Annotated in this window: 14 protein-coding genes; 8 read left to right on the top strand and 6 right to left on the bottom strand. The window is 71.0% G+C overall.

The genetic code is table 11. The features are described 5' to 3' along the window. Positions 1-10 precede the first annotated feature (10 nt). Positions 11-1063, top strand: a complete 1053-nt coding sequence (locus tag ACZ4SW_RS25520; protein WP_468250174.1) for an ABC transporter ATP-binding protein — start codon at positions 11-13, stop codon at positions 1061-1063. Then, positions 1056-2198 carry an ABC transporter ATP-binding protein gene (locus ACZ4SW_RS25515; protein ID WP_468250171.1) on the top strand — a complete coding sequence of 381 codons (1143 nt, stop codon included), beginning with the start codon at positions 1056-1058 and terminating at the stop codon, positions 2196-2198. Before ACZ4SW_RS25520 ends, ACZ4SW_RS25515 begins: the two co-directional genes overlap by 8 nt. A gap of 291 nt (positions 2199-2489) precedes the next feature. Here the strand turns inward: ACZ4SW_RS25515 and ACZ4SW_RS25510 are convergent, their stop codons facing one another. The 5 genes from ACZ4SW_RS25510 to ACZ4SW_RS25490 are packed head-to-tail and all read right to left on the bottom strand — an operon-like array spanning position 2490 to position 8308. After that, positions 2490-3506 (bottom strand): oligopeptide/dipeptide ABC transporter ATP-binding protein, encoded by a 1017-nt coding sequence (locus tag ACZ4SW_RS25510; RefSeq protein ID WP_468250168.1) that lies wholly within the window; start codon positions 3504-3506, stop codon positions 2490-2492. Next, the gene (locus ACZ4SW_RS25505; protein WP_468250165.1) at positions 3503-4501 is read right to left on the bottom strand and encodes an ABC transporter ATP-binding protein; all 999 of its coding nucleotides are present in this window, start codon (positions 4499-4501) and stop codon (positions 3503-3505) included. The genes ACZ4SW_RS25510 and ACZ4SW_RS25505 overlap by 4 nt, the downstream gene beginning before the upstream one ends. Further along, positions 4498-5454: an ABC transporter permease gene (locus ACZ4SW_RS25500; protein ID WP_468250162.1), complete on the bottom strand. Its 957-nt coding sequence runs from the start codon at positions 5452-5454 to the stop codon at positions 4498-4500. The genes ACZ4SW_RS25505 and ACZ4SW_RS25500 overlap by 4 nt, the downstream gene beginning before the upstream one ends. Continuing rightward, the gene (locus ACZ4SW_RS25495; RefSeq protein ID WP_468250160.1) at positions 5451-6461 is read right to left on the bottom strand and encodes an ABC transporter permease; all 1011 of its coding nucleotides are present in this window, start codon (positions 6459-6461) and stop codon (positions 5451-5453) included. Before ACZ4SW_RS25495 ends, ACZ4SW_RS25500 begins: the two co-directional genes overlap by 4 nt. Beyond that, positions 6461-8308, bottom strand: a complete 1848-nt coding sequence (locus tag ACZ4SW_RS25490) for an ABC transporter substrate-binding protein (RefSeq protein ID WP_468250156.1) — start codon at positions 8306-8308, stop codon at positions 6461-6463. Before ACZ4SW_RS25490 ends, ACZ4SW_RS25495 begins: the two co-directional genes overlap by 1 nt. Before the next feature lie 354 nt (positions 8309-8662). Here ACZ4SW_RS25490 and ACZ4SW_RS25485 point away from each other — a divergent pair, with 354 nt between their 5' ends. From ACZ4SW_RS25485 to ACZ4SW_RS25465, 5 genes are read left to right on the top strand one after another with little or no spacing between them, the layout of a single operon-like run. Next, positions 8663-10279: a peptide ABC transporter substrate-binding protein gene (locus ACZ4SW_RS25485; RefSeq protein WP_468250153.1), complete on the top strand. Its 1617-nt coding sequence runs from the start codon at positions 8663-8665 to the stop codon at positions 10277-10279. Positions 10280-10315: 36 nt separating this feature from the next. Further along, the gene (locus tag ACZ4SW_RS25480; RefSeq protein WP_468250149.1) at positions 10316-11239 is read left to right on the top strand and encodes an ABC transporter permease; all 924 of its coding nucleotides are present in this window, start codon (positions 10316-10318) and stop codon (positions 11237-11239) included. Next, positions 11232-12200 carry an ABC transporter permease gene (locus ACZ4SW_RS25475; protein ID WP_468250145.1) on the top strand — a complete coding sequence of 323 codons (969 nt, stop codon included), beginning with the start codon at positions 11232-11234 and terminating at the stop codon, positions 12198-12200. The genes ACZ4SW_RS25480 and ACZ4SW_RS25475 overlap by 8 nt, the downstream gene beginning before the upstream one ends. 5 nt (positions 12201-12205) lie before the next feature. Further along, positions 12206-13186, top strand: a complete 981-nt coding sequence (locus ACZ4SW_RS25470; RefSeq protein ID WP_468250141.1) for an ABC transporter ATP-binding protein — start codon at positions 12206-12208, stop codon at positions 13184-13186. Then, positions 13173-14291: an ABC transporter ATP-binding protein gene (locus ACZ4SW_RS25465; protein WP_468250137.1), complete on the top strand. Its 1119-nt coding sequence runs from the start codon at positions 13173-13175 to the stop codon at positions 14289-14291. Before ACZ4SW_RS25470 ends, ACZ4SW_RS25465 begins: the two co-directional genes overlap by 14 nt. A 215-nt stretch (positions 14292-14506) precedes the next feature. Here the strand turns inward: ACZ4SW_RS25465 and ACZ4SW_RS25460 are convergent, their stop codons facing one another. Then, entirely contained in the window at positions 14507-16627 is a 2121-nt protein-coding gene (locus ACZ4SW_RS25460; RefSeq protein WP_468250133.1) for a S9 family peptidase, read from the bottom strand. Between the two features lie 177 nt (positions 16628-16804). On the opposite strand from ACZ4SW_RS25460, the gene ACZ4SW_RS25455 reads away from it, so the two are divergent. Next, positions 16805-16999, top strand: coding sequence for a hypothetical protein (locus tag ACZ4SW_RS25455; protein WP_468250129.1), 195 nt, complete (start codon positions 16805-16807; stop codon positions 16997-16999).

Below are 16999 nucleotides of genomic sequence, written 5' to 3'. Positions count from 1 at the left end.
GGCGTAACCCATGACCATCATCGAGGACGCCGTCCCCGCCGCACGTCGCACCGGCGACGAGCACACGCCGCTGCTGGAGGTCCGCGACCTGCACGTCGAGTTCCACACCCGGGAGGGCGTGGCCAAGGCGGTCAACGGCGTCAACTACACCGTCAGCGCGGGCGAGACGCTCGCCGTGCTCGGCGAGTCCGGGTCCGGCAAGTCGGTCACCGCGCAGGCGATCATGGGCATCCTGGACATGCCGCCGGCCCGCATCCCGAAGGGGGAGATCCTCTTCCGCGGTCAGGACATGCTGAAGATGTCCGGCGAGGAGCGCCGGAAGCTCCGCGGCGCCAAGATCGCGATGATCTTCCAGGACGCGCTCTCCTCGCTCAACCCGGTGCTGACCGTCGGCTACCAGCTCGGCGAGATGTTCCGGGTGCACCAGGGCATGTCCCGCAAGCAGGCCAAGGCCAAGGCCATCGAGCTGATGGACCGGGTGAAGATCCCGGCCGCCGCGGCCCGGATCAACGACTACCCGCACCAGTTCTCCGGCGGTATGCGCCAGCGCATCATGATCGCCATGGCGCTCGCCCTGGAGCCCGACCTGATCATCGCCGACGAGCCGACCACCGCGCTCGACGTGACGGTCCAGGCTCAGGTCATGGACCTGCTCGCGGAGCTCAAGCGCGAGTACAACATGGGCCTGATCCTGATCACCCACGACCTCGGCGTGGTCGCCGACGTCGCGGACAAGATCGCGGTCATGTACGCGGGCCGGATCGTCGAGACCGCCCCGGTGCACGAGCTGTACAAGAACCCCGCCCACCCGTACACCCGGGGTCTGCTCGACTCCATCCCGCGCCTGGACCAGAAGGGCCAGGAGCTGTACGCGATCAAGGGCCTGCCGCCCAACCTGCTGCGGATCCCGAGCGGCTGCGCCTTCAACCCGCGCTGCCCGAAGGCGCAGGACGTGTGCCGTACGGACGTCCCGCCGCTGTTCCCGGTCACCGGTGAGGAGGGCCGGGAGCTGCCCGGCCGCCGCAGCGCGTGCCACTTCTGGAAGGAGACCCTCCATGGCTGAGCCCACGGCCCGGGACGTGGCTGAGACCCCGAACACCGTCCCGGTGGACAAGGTCGACGCACCCACCGAAGAGGCGGCCGTCGCCGCCGTCGAGGCCCCGGTCCGGCGCGGGGAGCCGATCCTCCAGGTGCGCAACCTGGTGAAGCACTTCCCGCTCACCCAGGGCATCGTGATCAAGCGTCAGATCGGCGCGGTGAAGGCCGTCGACGGCGTCTCCTTCGACCTGTACCAGGGCGAGACCCTGGGCATCGTCGGCGAGTCCGGCTGCGGCAAGTCCACCGTCGCCAAGCTGCTGATGAACCTCGAACGGCCCACCGCGGGCGAGGTGTTCTACAAGGGCCAGGACATCACCAAGCTGTCCGGCCGCGCCCTGAAGGCGGTGCGCCGGAACATCCAGATGGTGTTCCAGGACCCGTACACCTCGCTCAACCCGCGGATGACGGTCGGCGACATCATCGGCGAACCCTTCGAGATCCACCCCGAGGCGGCCCCGAAGGGCGACCGGCGCCGCAAGGTGCAGGAACTCCTGGACGTCGTCGGTCTCAACCCGGAGCACATCAACCGCTACCCGCACCAGTTCTCCGGCGGTCAGCGCCAGCGCATCGGCATCGCCCGCGGCCTGGCGCTCAACCCCGAGATCATCATCTGCGACGAGCCGGTCTCCGCCCTGGACGTCTCCGTCCAGGCGCAGGTCATCAACCTGATGGAGCGACTGCAGGACGAGTTCGACCTGTCCTACGTCTTCATCGCGCACGACCTGTCGATCGTCCGGCACATCTCGGACCGCGTGGGCGTGATGTACCTCGGCAAGATCGCGGAGATCGGCACCGACGAGCAGATCTACGACCACCCGACGCACCCCTACACCCAGGCGCTGCTGTCGGCGGTTCCCGTGCCGGACCCGGAGGCCCGTGAGCACCGCGAGCGGATCATCCTCACCGGCGACGTGCCGTCCCCGGCCAACCCGCCCTCGGGCTGCCGCTTCCGCACCCGCTGCTGGAAGGCCCAGGACAAGTGCGCCGAGGAGGTGCCGCTGCTGGCGATCCCCGAGCGCTTCAAGGACTCGGACTCCCCGGCGGCCCACGAGTCGGCCTGCCACTTCGCCGAAGAGAAGGACGTCGTCCACGCGGCGTGACGTCTCCCGGACGCGGCCAGGTTCCCGGCACCACACACAGGTGCCGGGAACCGGCTTTTCGGCTCCTGTCACAGGCTGCCGCTGGTGGGCGACGACCAGAACGGCGTACGGGTACGGGTACGTACCCGTGTCCTGGGCCGGTAGGCGAGTGGGTCGTCGCCCGTGACACCACCTGGGCACCGGCACAGATCGAGCACACGGCTCAGCCGACGCCGGAACGACCTGACGGAGCCGGGGTCGCCACCGTCGTTCCGGGGAGCTGGAAGGGGCGCCGGGTCCGCGTGCTCGACCTCAATCCGTGAGGCCGGGGCGGTCCTCGCCGCTCGCGGCCACCCCGGCCCGGGCCCAATGGCACGCCACCCGCCCCCCGTCGCCGCCGCCCAGCACCTCCAGGTCCCGGGTCCGGCACGCGTCCGCGACGCCCGCTCGCTCCGCCTCCCCGCCCGCCAGGATCTGGCAGCGGGGGTGGAAGCGGCAGCCCGTGGGGATGCGGGAGGGGTCCGGGGGTTCGCCGGACAGGACGACGGGGCTGCCCGGGGCTTCCGGGAGGACCGAGAGCAGCGCCCGGGTGTAGGGGTGCCGCGGGGCCGTCAGGACCTGTTCCACGTCGCCCGTCTCCACGATCCGTCCCAGGTACATCACCGCCACCCGGTCCGCGATGTTCCACGCCAGACCCAGATCGTGCGTCACCACCAGCGCGGACAGACCCAGTTCGGTGCGCAGGCGCAGCAGCAGGGCCAGGATCTCGCCGCGCACCGAGGCGTCGAGGGAGGCCACCGGCTCGTCGGCGACGAGCAGCTCGGGTTCGAGGACCAACGCGCCCGCGATGACCACGCGTTGCCGCTGCCCGCCGGACAACTCGTGCGGGTGGCGCAGGAAGAAGCGCTCCGGGGGGCGCAGTCCCGCCCGGGAGAGGGCACCCGACACCGCCGCCTGCTCGTCCCCGCCGTACCCGTGGATCCGCAGGCCCTCCGCCACCGCCTCGTACACCGTGTGCCGGGGGTTGAGCGATCCGCTCGGGTCCTGGAGCACGAGCTGGACGCGTCTGCGGTACGCCTTCAGGGCCCGTGAGGAGTGGTCCAGCGGTCGCCCCGCGAAGGCGACGCTCCCGGACGTCGGCGTCACCAGGCCGAGCAGCGTGCGGGCCAGCGTCGTCTTGCCGCAGCCCGACTCGCCGACCAGCGCCACGATCTCCCCTGGGCGGATGTCGAGATCCACCCCGTCCACCGCGCGGGACGGCGCGCCCCCACCCCGTCCCGGGAACGTCACCCGCAGCCCCCGTGCGCTCAGCAGCGGTGCAGTCGTCATGGTGTGCTCCTCGCGTCCTGAGCCGCCGTCGGACCGGGAGCCGGCCCCGGCGGCACATGCACGCAGGCCGCCCGGCGGTCCGGGCCGGCGTCCCGCAACTCCTGGTCGTTCGTGGTGCACTGGTCCAGGGCCACCGGGCAGCGCGGATGGAAGGCGCAGCCGGACGGCAGGGCGGAGGGGTCGGGCGGATCGCCCGGCAGGCCGCGCGGGGCGTAGCGGGAGGCCGGATCGCCGATGCGGGGAAACGCCGCCGACAGGGCGGCGGCGTACGGATGCCGCGCGTCGTCGTAGAGCTGCCGGGCCGGGCCCTCCTCGACCACCCGGCCCGCGTACATCACCGCCAGCCGGTCGCACGTCTCGGCGAGGACGGCCAGATCATGACTGATCATGATCAGGCCCAGGTCCTGTCCGGTCACGAGCTCACCGATCAGCCGCAGGATCTGCGCCTGGATCATCACGTCCAGGGCCGTCGTCGGCTCGTCGGCGACGACCAGCCGCGGATCGCAGGCCAGCGCCATGGCGATCATCACGCGCTGGCGCTGGCCGCCGGACAGCTCGTGGGGGAACGCCGTCGCCCGCGCGGCCGGCAGGCCCACCTGCTCCAGCAGCTCGCCGGTCCGCCGCTTGGCCCCGGCCGCGGTCGCCTTCCGGTGCAGCAGGATCGGCTCGGCGATCTGGTCGCCGACCCGGTGCACCGGGTTCAGGGAGTGCATCGCGCCCTGGAAGACGATCGAGGCCCCCGCCCAGCGGACCGCGCGGACCCGCCCCCACCGCATCGCCAGCACGTCCTCGCCGTGCAGCAGCACCTGCCCGCCGACCCGGGCGCCGGACGGCAGCAGCCGCAGCAGGGCCAGCGCCAGGGTGGACTTCCCGCAGCCCGACTCGCCCGCGATGCCGAGCTTCTGTCCGGCCTCCAGCACCAGGTCGACGCCCCGCACGGCGGCGGCCCCGCCGGCGTAGGTCACCTCCAGGTCCCGTACCTCCAGCAGCGTCAACGGTCCACCGCCAACCTGGGGTTCAGGACCGTCTCCACCGCGCGCCCGCACAGGGTGAACGCGAGGGCGACGACGGCGATCGCGATGCCCGGCGGCACCAGGTACCACCAGTCGCCGGAGCTGACCGCGCCCGCCTCGCGGGCGTCCTGGAGCAGACCGCCCCAGGAGACGACCGTCGGATCGCCCATGCCGAGGAACGCCAGTGTTGCCTCGGCGAGGATGGAGGACGAGATCATCAGGGTCGTCTGCGCCAGTACCAGCGGCATCACGTTCGGCAGGACGTGCCGGAGCATGATGTGCGCGTGGCCGCCGCCGAGCGCCCGCGCCCGCTCGATGTAGGGCCGGGACTCCACCGCCAGGGTCTGCGCCCGCACCAGCCGGGCCGTGGTCGGCCAGGTCGTCACGCCGATCGCCAGGACGACCGTGCCGAGCGAGCGGGACATCACGGTGGCGAGCGCGATGGCGAGGACCAGCGTCGGCATCACCAGGAACCAGTCCGTGACCCGCATCAGCACGGTGGCGTACGCGCCGCGGAAGTGCCCGGCGGTGATCCCGACCAGCGCGCCGATCGCCACCGACAGCACCGCCGCGAGCAGCCCGACCAGCAGCGAGATCCGCGAGCCCCACACCAGCAGGCCCAGCAGGTCCCGCCCGAACCGGTCCGTGCCCAGCGGGAACGCACCGCTCGGATGCTCCAGCGGCCGGCCCCGCGCGCCCGTCACACTGGCCACGTCGGAGCCGACGGTCAGCGGCGCGGTCAGCGCGACCAGGGCGAACACGCCGAGGACGGCCAGGCCCACGAGCCCGGCGCGGTGCGTGCGGTAGCGGGCCCAGAAGCGGGCGGCGGAGCGGCGGCGCCGCTGCCAGGTGAGCGTGCGCGGGCTCGCCTTCGCCGCCGGGGGAGCCGGGTCGGTACGGGCCGGTCCGCCCGGGGGAGTCGTGTCGGTCGTCATCGGCCCACCCGGGGGTCGAGCAGCGGATAGATCAGGTCGGCCAGCGTGTTCATGAGGATCACCGCCGAGGCGAAGACGAGGAACAGCCCCTGGACCAGGGGGAGGTCGGGAACGCTCAGCGCCTGGTAGAACAGGCCGCCGAGGCCGGGCCAGGAGAACACCGTCTCCACGAGGATCACTCCCGCGACCGTCCGTCCGAGGTTGACGAAGATCAGGGTCACGGTCGGCAGCAGCGCGTTCGGCACGGCGTGCCGGCGCCGGACCAGGTCGTCCCTGAGGCCCTTGGCGCGTGCGGTGGTCAGATAGTCGCTGCCCATCTCGTCCAGCAGTGCCGAGCGGGTCACCAGCAGCGTCTGCCCGTATTCGACCGCGACCAGCGTGATCACCGGCAGGACGAGATGGTGGGCGACGTCGACGGCGTGCGCGAAGCCCTCCTCACCGCCCGACTCCATGCCGCCGGTCGGGAACAGACCCGGGACCGGGCCCACGCCCACCGCGAACACGATGATGAGCAGCAGGCCCAGCCAGAAGGAGGGGACCGAGTACAGGGTCAGCGCCAGACCGGTGTTGAGCCGGTCGCCGAGGCGGCCGTGGCGCCACGCCGAGCGGGTGCCGAGAACGATGCCCAGGAGCGTGTAGAGGACGAACGCGGTGCCGGTGAGCAGCAGCGTGTTCGGCAGCGCCTCGGTGATCTTGTCGATCACGGGGGTCCGGAACTGGTACGACGTGCCGAGATCACCCGTGAGCGCCTTGCCGCAGTAGTCCGTGAACTGCCGCCACAACGGCAGGTCGAGACCGAACTCCCGGCGGTAGGCGGCCAGTTGCTCGGCCGACACCGGACGGCCGCCCGTCATGAACTTCACCGGGTCGCCGGGGATCAGGCGGAAGAGGAAGAAACCGGTCACCAGGACGGCGAGCAGGGAGACGGCGGCGCCGCCCGCCTTGCCCGCCGCGTACCGCGGGTACCCGGTGCCCGCCCGTGTCCGCAGCTCGCGCGCCGGTTCCACTACTCACGGTCCTCGGCGGTGGCGCGACGCCGCAGGGCGAGGAGTCCCCCGGCGCCCGCGAGGACCACGACGCCCGCGACGATGCCGATGACGACCCCGGTGGACGAGGAACCGCCCGAGGAGCCGGCGGAGTCCGCCGGTACGGCCGACCACCAGCTCCAGTAGCCGTCCTGGCCGTAGATGTTGCCCGCCTTCGAAGGCATGGTCGTGATCGACGCGATCTGGTCCGTCCGGTAGGCCTCGACCGCGTTCGGGTACGCCATGACGTTCATGTAGCCGAGGTCGTACAGCCGCGACTCCGCCTGCTTGACGAGGGCGGCGCGGGCGGCGGGGTCGTACTCCGCGAGCTGCCGGGCGTAGAGGTCGTCGTACGCCTTGTCGCAGATGAAGTTGTCCGTGGCGCCGGTGTCCTTGGGGGTCGCCGGGAGCGCCGCGCAGGTGTGGATCGACAGCACGAAGTCGGGGTCGGGGTTGACGGACCAGCCGTCGAAGGCGAGGTCGTACTTGCCGGCGAGCCAGGGGTCGGTCACGTTGTCGAGGCAGTCGAGGGTCAGGCCGATGCCGAGCCTGCCCCACCACTCCTTGAGGTACTGGCCGACCGCCTTGTCGTTCGGGTCGGTGGCGTGGCACAGCATGCGGTAGGTGAGGGGCTTGCCGTCCCTGCCCACGCGCCTGCCGTCGGCGTTCTTCCGGTAGCCCGCCTGGTCGAGGAGCCGGCCGGCCTTCGCCGGGTCGTAGGCCAGGTCCTGGCTCGCCGACGGCTTCCAGAAGTACGTGGAGAAGCGGGGCGGTATGTAGCCCTGGCCCTCGACGGCGTGGCCCTGGAACACCTTGTCGACGAGCGTCCTGCGGTCGACCGCCATGAACAGGGCGTGCCGCACCCGCTCGTCCAGGAGGGACGGGTCGCCGTCGCCGAACTTCTGCCCGTTCTTCGCGCGGGCGCCGGGATTGGTGGCGATGGCGTAGAAACGGCGGCCCGGGGCGTCGTTGACCCTGATGTTCTTCTCACCCTCGAGGGAGGCCGCCTGAGCGGGAGTCAGGGACGGGGAGCCCGCGACGAAGGAGACCTCTCCCTTGCGCAGGGCGGCCACCGCCGCGTCCTGGTCCTTGTAGTACCGGAACACCAGCTCGTCGAACTTGGGGGCGCCCCGCCAGAAGCTCTTGTTGGGCTTGAGCCGCACATAGCTGTCGGGCTTGTAGTCGGTGAGCACGAACGGGCCGTCACCGACGACGGGGAAGCTCTTGTCGTTGTTGAACGTCCCGAAGTCCCCGACCTTCTCCCAGACGTGCCTGGGGACGATGGGCACGTCCAGCGCGGTCATCGTGGCCTGGGGCTTCTTGAGTTCGATGACGAGCGTGGTGGGGTCCGGGGCCGTGACCTTCCTGAAATTGGCGACGAAGCTGCCGTTCGCCGTGGCCGCCTTCTCGTCGGTCATCATCTTGGTGAACGTCCACGCCGCGTCCTCGGCGGTGACCTTCCGGCCGTCCGACCAGGTGGCGTCGGAGCGGATCGTGTACGTCCAGGTGAGCTTGTCGGCGGACGGCTTCCAGAGGGTGGCGAGACCCGGGACCGGGTGGGCGTCCCCCGGGTCGTAATCGGTCAGGTACTCGTACATCAGCCGGTTGATGCTGGTACTGACCAGGCGGGTCGCGAGGAACGGGCTCAGCGAGTCCACGCTCTGCGCGACCGCCACGGTGAGGACCGAGTCACCCCGTTCCGCCTGGGCCTGCTGGGGTGACGCGAGAACGGCCGAGACCGTGAGGGCGGCGGCGACGAGCCGCGGCGAACGGTGTCGTGGGCGGTCCGGGCGCGAGCGCCCTCTGCCGTGGTGGCCTTGCGTGCTCATCGATGCTGACCTCACGTCATCAGTGCACGGGACGGCGGATCGGGGAACGGCTTGATCGGGACCGGACCGGCTGACGCCGGATGGGTGATGAGTGTGTCTATCAGCGGTGCTCCACGCCCGTCAACGGTGCGTCAAATGCCGTTTGGCCTGCGGAAACGAGGGAATCGATGGCGCTGCGGCAGTCATTGGTCCACACCTGTGAAGCCCCGCTGGTGGGGGCCTGACGCCGTCGTACGGACGGGGCGCGGCCAGTCGGGTGGCGGTGCGTGCGATGAGGGGCCTTCGGGTCGATAGTGGCCGATAACGGACAGTGTCCCGGCGTCGAGGTCAGGCGCACACCCCGAGGAGGCACCCATGCGCGGAGCCAGGCTCGCCCCGTGGGCGGCGGTGGCCGTCCTCATGGTGGCCGCCTGCGGCGGGGGCGCGGACGGCGGCGGCACCGCGCCCGGGGTGTTCAGCTCCTCCTGGGGCGATCCGCAGAACCCGCTCGAGCCGGCCAACACCAACGAGGTCCAGGGCGGCAAGGTGCTCGACATGCTCTTCCGCGGGCTCAAGCGGTACAACCCGCGGACCGGCGCGGCCGAGGACATGCTCGCCGAGCGGATCGAGACCGCCGACTCGCGCACCTTCACCGTGACCGTCAAGGACGGCTGGACGTTCAGCAACGGGGAGCCCGTCACCGCCCGGTCCTTCGTCGACGCCTGGAACTACGGCGCGAGCCTGAGGAACGACCAGAAGAACGCGTACTTCTTCGGCTACATCGAGGGCTACGACAAGGTGCACCCGGCCTCCGGCGCCCAGAGCGCCGACACCCTCTCCGGGCTGAAGGTGACCGGCCGGCGCACCTTCACCGTCCGGCTGGGCCAGAAGTTCTCCACCTTCCCGGACACGCTCGGCTACGTGGCCTTCGCCCCGCTGCCCCGGGCGTTCTTCGACCACCACGCGGACTGGCTGAGGAAGCCCGTCGGCAACGGCCCGTACCTGGTCCGCTCCTACACGCGTGGCTTCATGATGTCCCTGCGGAAGTGGGACGCCTACCCCGGCCCGGACAAGGCCCGCAACAACGGTGTGGACCTGAAGGTCTACACCGACAGCAACACCGCCTACACCGATCTCCTGGCCGGCAACCTCGACCTCAGCGACGACGTCCCCGCCTCGCAGCTCAGGAACGTGCAGTCGGATCTCGGCGGCCGGTACCTCACCGCCCCGGCCGGCATCATCCAGACCCTCGCCTTCCCCTACTACGACCCGCGCTGGAACAGGCCGGGGATGGAGAAGGTCCGCACCGGCCTGTCCATGGCGATCAACCGGGACCAGATCACCGACACGATCTTCCACCACACCCGCACCCCCGCCAGTGACTGGACCTCACCCGTCCTCGGCACCGACGGCGGCTTCAAGGAGGGATTGTGCGGCGACGCCTGCCGCTACGACCCGGGCCGGGCCAGGAAGCTCATCCAGGAGGGCGGGGGACTGCCGGGAGGCCAGGTGAGGATCACGTACAACGCCGACTCGGGCTCGCACCGGGAGTGGGTGGACGCCGTGTGCAACTCCGTCAACAACGCCCTCGGCAACGACCGGGCCTGCGTCGGCAACCCGGTCGGCACCTTCGCCGACTTCCGCAACCAGATCGGGCGGCACAAGATGTCCGGGCCGTTCCGCGCCGGATGGCAGATGGACTACCCGCTCATCCAGAACTTCCTCCAGCCGCTCTACTACACGAACGCCTCCTCCAACGACGGCAAGTGGTCGAACAAGGACTTCGACAAGCTCGTCGACCGGGCGAACGCCGAGAGCGACAAGGCGGCCGCCGTGGGGCTGTTCCAGCAGGCCGAGGGCGTCGTGCGGGACAACATGGCCGCCATCCCGCTCTGGTACCAGAACGGGAGCGCCGGCTACTCCGCGCGCCTCGCGAACGTGGCGCTCAACCCCTTCAGCGTTCCCGTCTACGACCAGATCCAGGTCCGCTGAGCCGCACGCCCGCCCGCCACCCCCCCGGAGGCCCCATTGGGACGGTACGTCGTCCGGCGCCTGCTGCAGATGATCCCGGTCTTCTTCGGCGCCACCCTGCTCATCTTCCTGATGGTCAACGTGATGGGCGACCCCGTCGCCGGCCTGTGCGGCGAACGGCAGTGCGACCCCGCCACCGCGGCCCAGCTGCGCCGGGAGTTCGGCCTCGACAAGCCCCTGTGGCAGCAGTACGCGACCTACATGGGCAACGTCTTCACCGGCGACTTCGGCACCGCCTTCAACGGGCAGAAGGTCACCGAGCTGATGGCGACCGCCTTCCCGCCCACCATCCGGCTCACGATCGTCGCGATCGTCCTCGAGGTCGTCTTCGGGATCGCGCTGGGCGTCGTCACCGGGCTGCGCCGCGGACGGCCCGTCGACACCACCGTCCTGCTGCTCACCCTCGTCGTGATCTCCGTGCCGACCTTCGTCACCGGCCTGCTGCTCCAACTGCTGCTCGGCGTGAAGTGGGGCTGGACCAGACCGTCGGTCTCCCCGGCGGCCACCCTCGGCGAGCTGATCGTGCCCGGTCTCGTCCTCGCCTCCGTCTCCCTCGCCTACGTCACCCGGCTCACCCGGACCTCGCTCGCCGAGAACAGACGGTCCGACTACGTCCGCACCGCCGTCGCCAAGGGGCTGCCGCGCCGCCGTGTGATCACCCGGCATCTGCTGCGCAACTCGCTCATCCCCGTCGTCACCTTCATCGGCACCGACATCGGCGCCCTGATGGGTGGCGCGATCGTCACCGAGCGGATCTTCAACATCCATGGTGTCGGCTACCAGCTCTACCAGGGGATCCTGCGGCAGAACACCCAGACGGTCGTCGGGTTCGTGACCGTGCTCGTGCTGGTCTTCCTGATCGCCAACCTGCTCGTCGACCTCCTGTACGCCGTACTCGACCCGAGGATCCGCTATGCCTGAGCAGCCGCGGTACGAGCGGAAAGGGGCCGTCGCCGGGACGGGCATGGGCGGCGCCATGGACCTCGCCGCCAGCGAGGCGGCCACCCTGGAGAGGGGACCGGAAGGCCCGGCCGGACGGCCCCGCAGCCTGTGGTCCGACGCCTGGCGCGACCTGCGCCGCAACCCGGTGTTCCTCGTCTCCGCGCTGGTGATCCTCTTCCTCGTCCTGATCTCGCTCTGGCCGTCCCTCATCACCTCCGGCAACCCCCTCACCTGCGAGCTGTCCAAGGCCCAGGAGGGCTCCCAGCCCGGGCACCCGTTCGGATTCGACGGGCAGGGGTGCGATGTGTACACCCGGACCGTCTACGGCGCCCGCACCTCCGTCACGGTCGGCGTCTGCGCCACGCTCGGCGTCGCGGTCCTCGGCTCGGTCCTCGGCGGACTCGCCGGGTACTTCGGCGGCGGCTGGGACGCGATCCTGTCCCGGGCGACCGACATCTTCTTCGCCATCCCGGTGGTCCTCGGCGGGCTCGTCCTGCTCTCCGTGGTGACCGGCAACACCGTGTGGCCGGTCGTCGGGTTCATCGTGCTGCTCGGCTGGCCCCAGATCTCCCGGATCGCGCGCGGTGCGGTCATCACCGCCAAACAGCACGACTACGTCCAGGCCGCCCGTGCCCTCGGCGCCTCCGACACCCGCATCCTGCTGCGGCACATCGCGCCCAACGCGGTCGCACCGGTGATCGTCGTCGCGACCATCGCGCTCGGCACGTACATCGCGCTGGAGGCCACCCTGTCCTACCTCGGCGTCGGGCTGAAACCGCCGAGCGTGTCCTGGGGGATCGACATCTCCGCCGCCTCCCCGTACATCCGCAACGCCCCGCACGCGCTGCTGTGGCCCTCCGGGGCCCTGGCGATCACCGTGCTCGCGTTCATCATGCTCGGCGACGCGGTGCGCGACGCCCTCGACCCGAAGCTGAGGTGACGGCCGTGCTGCTGGAAGTGCGGGACCTGCACGTGGAGTTCCGGACCAGGGAGGGGATCGCCCGGGCCGTCAACGGGGTCGACTACGCCGTCGACGCCGGCGAGACGCTGGCGGTGCTCGGGGAGTCCGGCTCCGGCAAGTCCGTCACCGCGCAGGCGGTCATGGGCATCCTCGACACGCCGCCCGGACGGATCACCGGTGGCCAGGTCCTCTTCCGGGGGCGGGACCTGCTGACCCTCAAGGAGGAGGAGCGGCGCAGGATCCGCGGTGCCGGGATGGCCATGATCTTCCAGGACGCCCTCTCCGCGCTGAACCCCGTCCTCACCGTGGGCGACCAGCTCGGCGAGATGTTCGTCGTACACCGGGGGATGTCGAAGAAGGACGCGCGCGCCCGGGCGATCGAGCTGATGGACCGGGTCCGGATCCCGGCCGCCCGCCAGCGCGTGCGGGACTATCCGCACCAGTTCTCCGGCGGGATGCGCCAGCGCATCATGATCGCCATGGCGCTGGCGCTGGAGCCCGCCCTGATCATCGCGGACGAGCCCACCACCGCGCTGGACGTCACCGTGCAGGCCCAGGTCATGGACCTGCTGGCCGAGCTGCGGCGCGAGTACGGCATGGGCCTCGTCCTCATCACCCACGACCTCGGAGTCGTCGCCGACGTCGCCGACCGGATCGCCGTCATGTACGCGGGCCGGATCGTGGAATCGGCCCCCGTGCACGACATCTACAAGAGCCCCGCTCATCCCTACACCAGGGGCCTGCTCGACTCCATCCCCCGGCTCGACCGCAAGGGCCGGCACCTGTACGCCATCAAGGGCCTGCCGCCGAGCCTCACGCACATCCCGCCGGGCTGTCCCTTCCACCCCCGCTGCCCCCTGGCCCGCGACGTGTGCCGCACCGACGAGCCGCCACTGTACGAGGTGGACGAGCGGCGGGGGAGCGCCTGCCACTTCTGGAGGGAGTGCCTGCATGGCCGGTCCTGAGACGATCCTGGAGGTCAGCGGGCTGGTCAAGCACTATCCGCTCACCCGGGGCATCCTCTTCAAGAAGCAGATCGGCGCGGTCAGGGCGGTCGACGGCGTCGACTTCACGCTGGGCCGGGGCGAAACCCTCGGGATCGTCGGGGAGTCCGGGTGCGGCAAGTCGACGCTCGCCCGCCTGCTGGTCAACCTCGAGCCGCCGACGGCCGGTTCGATCCGGTACCGGGGCGAGGACATCACCCGGCTGTCCGGACGCGCGCTGAAGGCGGTGCGGCGCAACATCCAGATGGTGTTCCAGGACCCGTACACCTCCCTCAACCCCCGTATGACGGTCGGCGACATCGTGGGGGAGCCGTACGAGATCCACCCCGAGGTCGCCCCCAAGGGGGACAGACGGCGGCGGGTGCGGGAACTGCTGGACGTCGTCGGGCTCAACCCCGAGCACATCAACCGCTATCCGCACCAGTTCTCCGGGGGGCAGCGCCAGCGCATCGGCATCGCCCGGGGGCTGGCGCTGCGCCCGGAGATCATCGTGGCGGACGAGCCGGTCTCCGCGCTCGACGTGTCGGTGCAGGCCCAGGTGATCAACCTGATGGCGCGGCTCCAGGAGGAGTTCGGGCTGAGTTACGTCTTCATCGCGCACGACCTGTCGATCGTGCGGCACATCTCCGACCGGGTCGGGGTGATGTACCTCGGCAAGATCGTGGAGATCGGCACCGACGAGGAGATCTACGAGCATCCCACGCACCCCTACACCCAGGCGCTGCTGTCGGCGGTTCCCGTGCCGGACCCGGAGGCCCGTGAGCACCGCGACCGGATCATCCTCAGCGGTGACGTGCCGTCCCCGGCGGACATCCCGTCCGGCTGCCGGTTCCGCACCCGCTGCTGGAAGGCCCGGGAGCGGTGCGTGCTCGAGGTGCCGCCGCTCGCGGTGCCGGAGGAGTTCCGGGGGACGGGCGGGCCGGCCGCGCACGACTCGGCGTGCCACTTCGCGGAGGAGAGGGGCGTGGTGCCGCCCGGGACGCTCCCCGAGGCGCCGCCCGCGGAGCCGCCCGAGGAGCCGCCCGAAGAGCCCCACAGCTCCCCAAACGCACACGAACTCCGTTAACACGCAGGCAACTTGGCTGACGCGGTTCCGATATACGGACGCAGCAGAGTGAACAGCGTACGGCCGTGCGGGTGCCGTGAACGGGCCGGGGTGCCAGTCACCCCGGCCCGTTGCCGTTCTCTGCGCCTGCACCGGCGCCGCTCTCGCGGACCCGGCCGGCGTCTCGCCGTCGTTCCTCAGTTGATCGTTGCTGTGCTCTGTGGGGTTTTTCCTGCTCAGCCCAAGTCCAGACTGCGGCGCAGGAAGTCCCGCTGGAGGAGCAGCAGGTTTTCCGCGACCGTTTCCTGCGGGGTCATGTGCGTCACCCCGGACAGCGGCAGCACCTCGTGCGGGCGGCCGGCGGCCAGGAGGGCCGAGGACAGGCGCAGGGAGTGGGCCACCACCACATTGTCGTCCGCCAGGCCATGGATGATCATCATCGGGCGGGCCGGCTCCGCCGCGTCCACCAGGCCCGCGTCGTCGATCAGTGAGTTGCGGCGGTACACCTCGGGCTGCCGGCCCGGGTCCCCCAGGTAGCGCTCCTGGTAGTGGGTGTCGTAGAGGCGCAGGTCGGTCACCGGCGCGCCCACCACGGCCGCGTGGAAGACGTCCGGGCGGCGCAGCACCGCGAGCGCCGCGAGGTAACCGCCGAAGGACCAGCCGCGGATCGCGACCCGGGACAGATCGAGCGGGAAGTCCCCCGCCAGGGCGTGCAGCGCGTCCACCTGGTCCTGGAGCACGACCGCGGCGAGATCGTCCTTGACCGCCTTCTCCCAGGCGGGGGAGCGCCCCGGGGTGCCGCGCCCGTCCGCGACGATCACGGCGAATCCCTGGTCGGCGAACCACTGCGAGGTCAGGTGCGGATTGTGCGCGGCCACCACGCGCTGGCCGTGCGGGCCGCCGTAGGGGTCCATGAGGACGGGGAGGGAGGCGTCACCGGAGTAGTCCGTAGGCATAAGCACGGCGCATGGGATTCGGCGTGCGCCCCCCTGTGTCAGCCGCACACGCGGGGACATACCGGGATGTTCCGCATGGGACGCCACGATGGCCGGACGCTTGCCCTCGCGCAGCACCCGCACCTGGACGCCGGGGCGGTCGAGGACCGAGGAGACGAGCACGGTCACGCCTCCCGCGCGCACGGCCGAGTGCACACCCGGCTCCTGCGACACGCGCTCCACCCCGAGTTCGTTCACGCGGTAGACGTGGACCTCGCCGGTCTCCGGATCCGTCGCCGCCTCGCCCGCCGACGCCGCCACCAGCACATCGGCGTCCGAGACGTCGAGCACCGCCCGCAGGTGCAACTGCGGTCCGGTCAGCGGCCGTTCCCCCACCGCGAGCACCCGCGCGCCGCCCTCGTCGGCGATCCGGACGAGCTGCCCGGAGGGGCTCCAGCACGGGACACCGGCGAAAAGTTCCAGCCAATATGGATCTTCATCCGCGTGCACCATCCGGGTCGCCCCGGTGTCCGGGTCCACGGCCAGGTAGAGCTGGCTGCGCTGGTCCCGCGCCTGCACCAGAATCAGCGGCGCACCCGCCTGTGACCAGTGCACTCGCGCCAGATACGGGTACCGCGCCCGGTCCCAGACGACCTCGGTGCGCGCTCCGTCGAGCCCCACGACGAACAGCCGTACGTCCGCGTTGTCGGTGCCCGCCGCCGGATACGGAACCCGCTGCGGCTCCCGGTCCGGATGTGCCGGATCGGAGATCCACCACCGCCGCACCGGCGTGTCGTCCACGCGCGACACGAGCAGCCGGTCGGACTCCGGCGACCACCAGAAACCCCGGGAACGGGCCATCTCCTCGGCCGCGACGAACTCGGCGAGCCCATAGGTGACCGACTCCGACTCCGGTTCGGCGAGCGCCCGGTCGCCCTCGCCCTCGGCCCCCACCACCCGCAGCGCGCCCCCGCGGACATAGGCGACGTGCCGGCCGTCGGGCGCCGGCCGCGGGTCGACCACCGGTCCCGCGACGGGCAGTTCGCGTGCCGTGCCCGCGCGCAGCTCCGCCGTGAAAAGCCGCCCTGACAAGGCGAAAGACGCCAACTCCACGGCCGCGTCGGTGGCGTAGCCGACGATGCCGGCGCCGCCCTCGCGGCTGCGTTCCCGGCGGGCGCGCTCCTCGGGCGGCAACTGCTCGGCGGCGCCCCCGAGGAGGGCGCCCGGGTCGGCCGCGAGGCGCTCCGCGCCGTCCGCCAGGTCGAGGACCCACAGGTGGTGCGCGCGGTCCGTGCCGGAGGCGGACCGCAGGAACACGACACGGGAACCGTCGGGCGCGACGGTGAACGCACGCGGCGCGCCGAGCGTGAACCGCTGGGTCCGCGCGTGCCGTCGGGGGAAGGAAGCAGGCTCGGTGGTCATGCCCTGACCATATTGGCCATGCGCCCCCTTGTGCGGCCGTGCGCCGATCGATGCGCACGTACGGATAGTTATGATCACTAGCGCATAGTGGGTATGAACGAGCTGCCTGTTGTGTGGATTTATCTGCCCCCATAGTCCGAACCCCCCGCGTCCTGGGATCTTTGGAGGTGAGCCGCCGTGGCACTCTCGATTTCGGCGGTGGTGCTGCTGGCGATCGTCGTCATCCTTCTGATCAGGAAGTCAGGGCTGAAGGCCGGGCATGCGATCGTGTGCATGCTCCTCGGCTTCTACCTCGCCTCCTCCACGGTCGCGCCCACGATCAGCGAGCTGACCACGAACATCGCGGGAATGATCGGCAGCATCAAGTTCTAG

The organism is Streptomyces sp. NPDC028331, from assembly GCF_055565775.1.
This window is presented reverse-complemented; position numbering and strand designations above follow the sequence as displayed.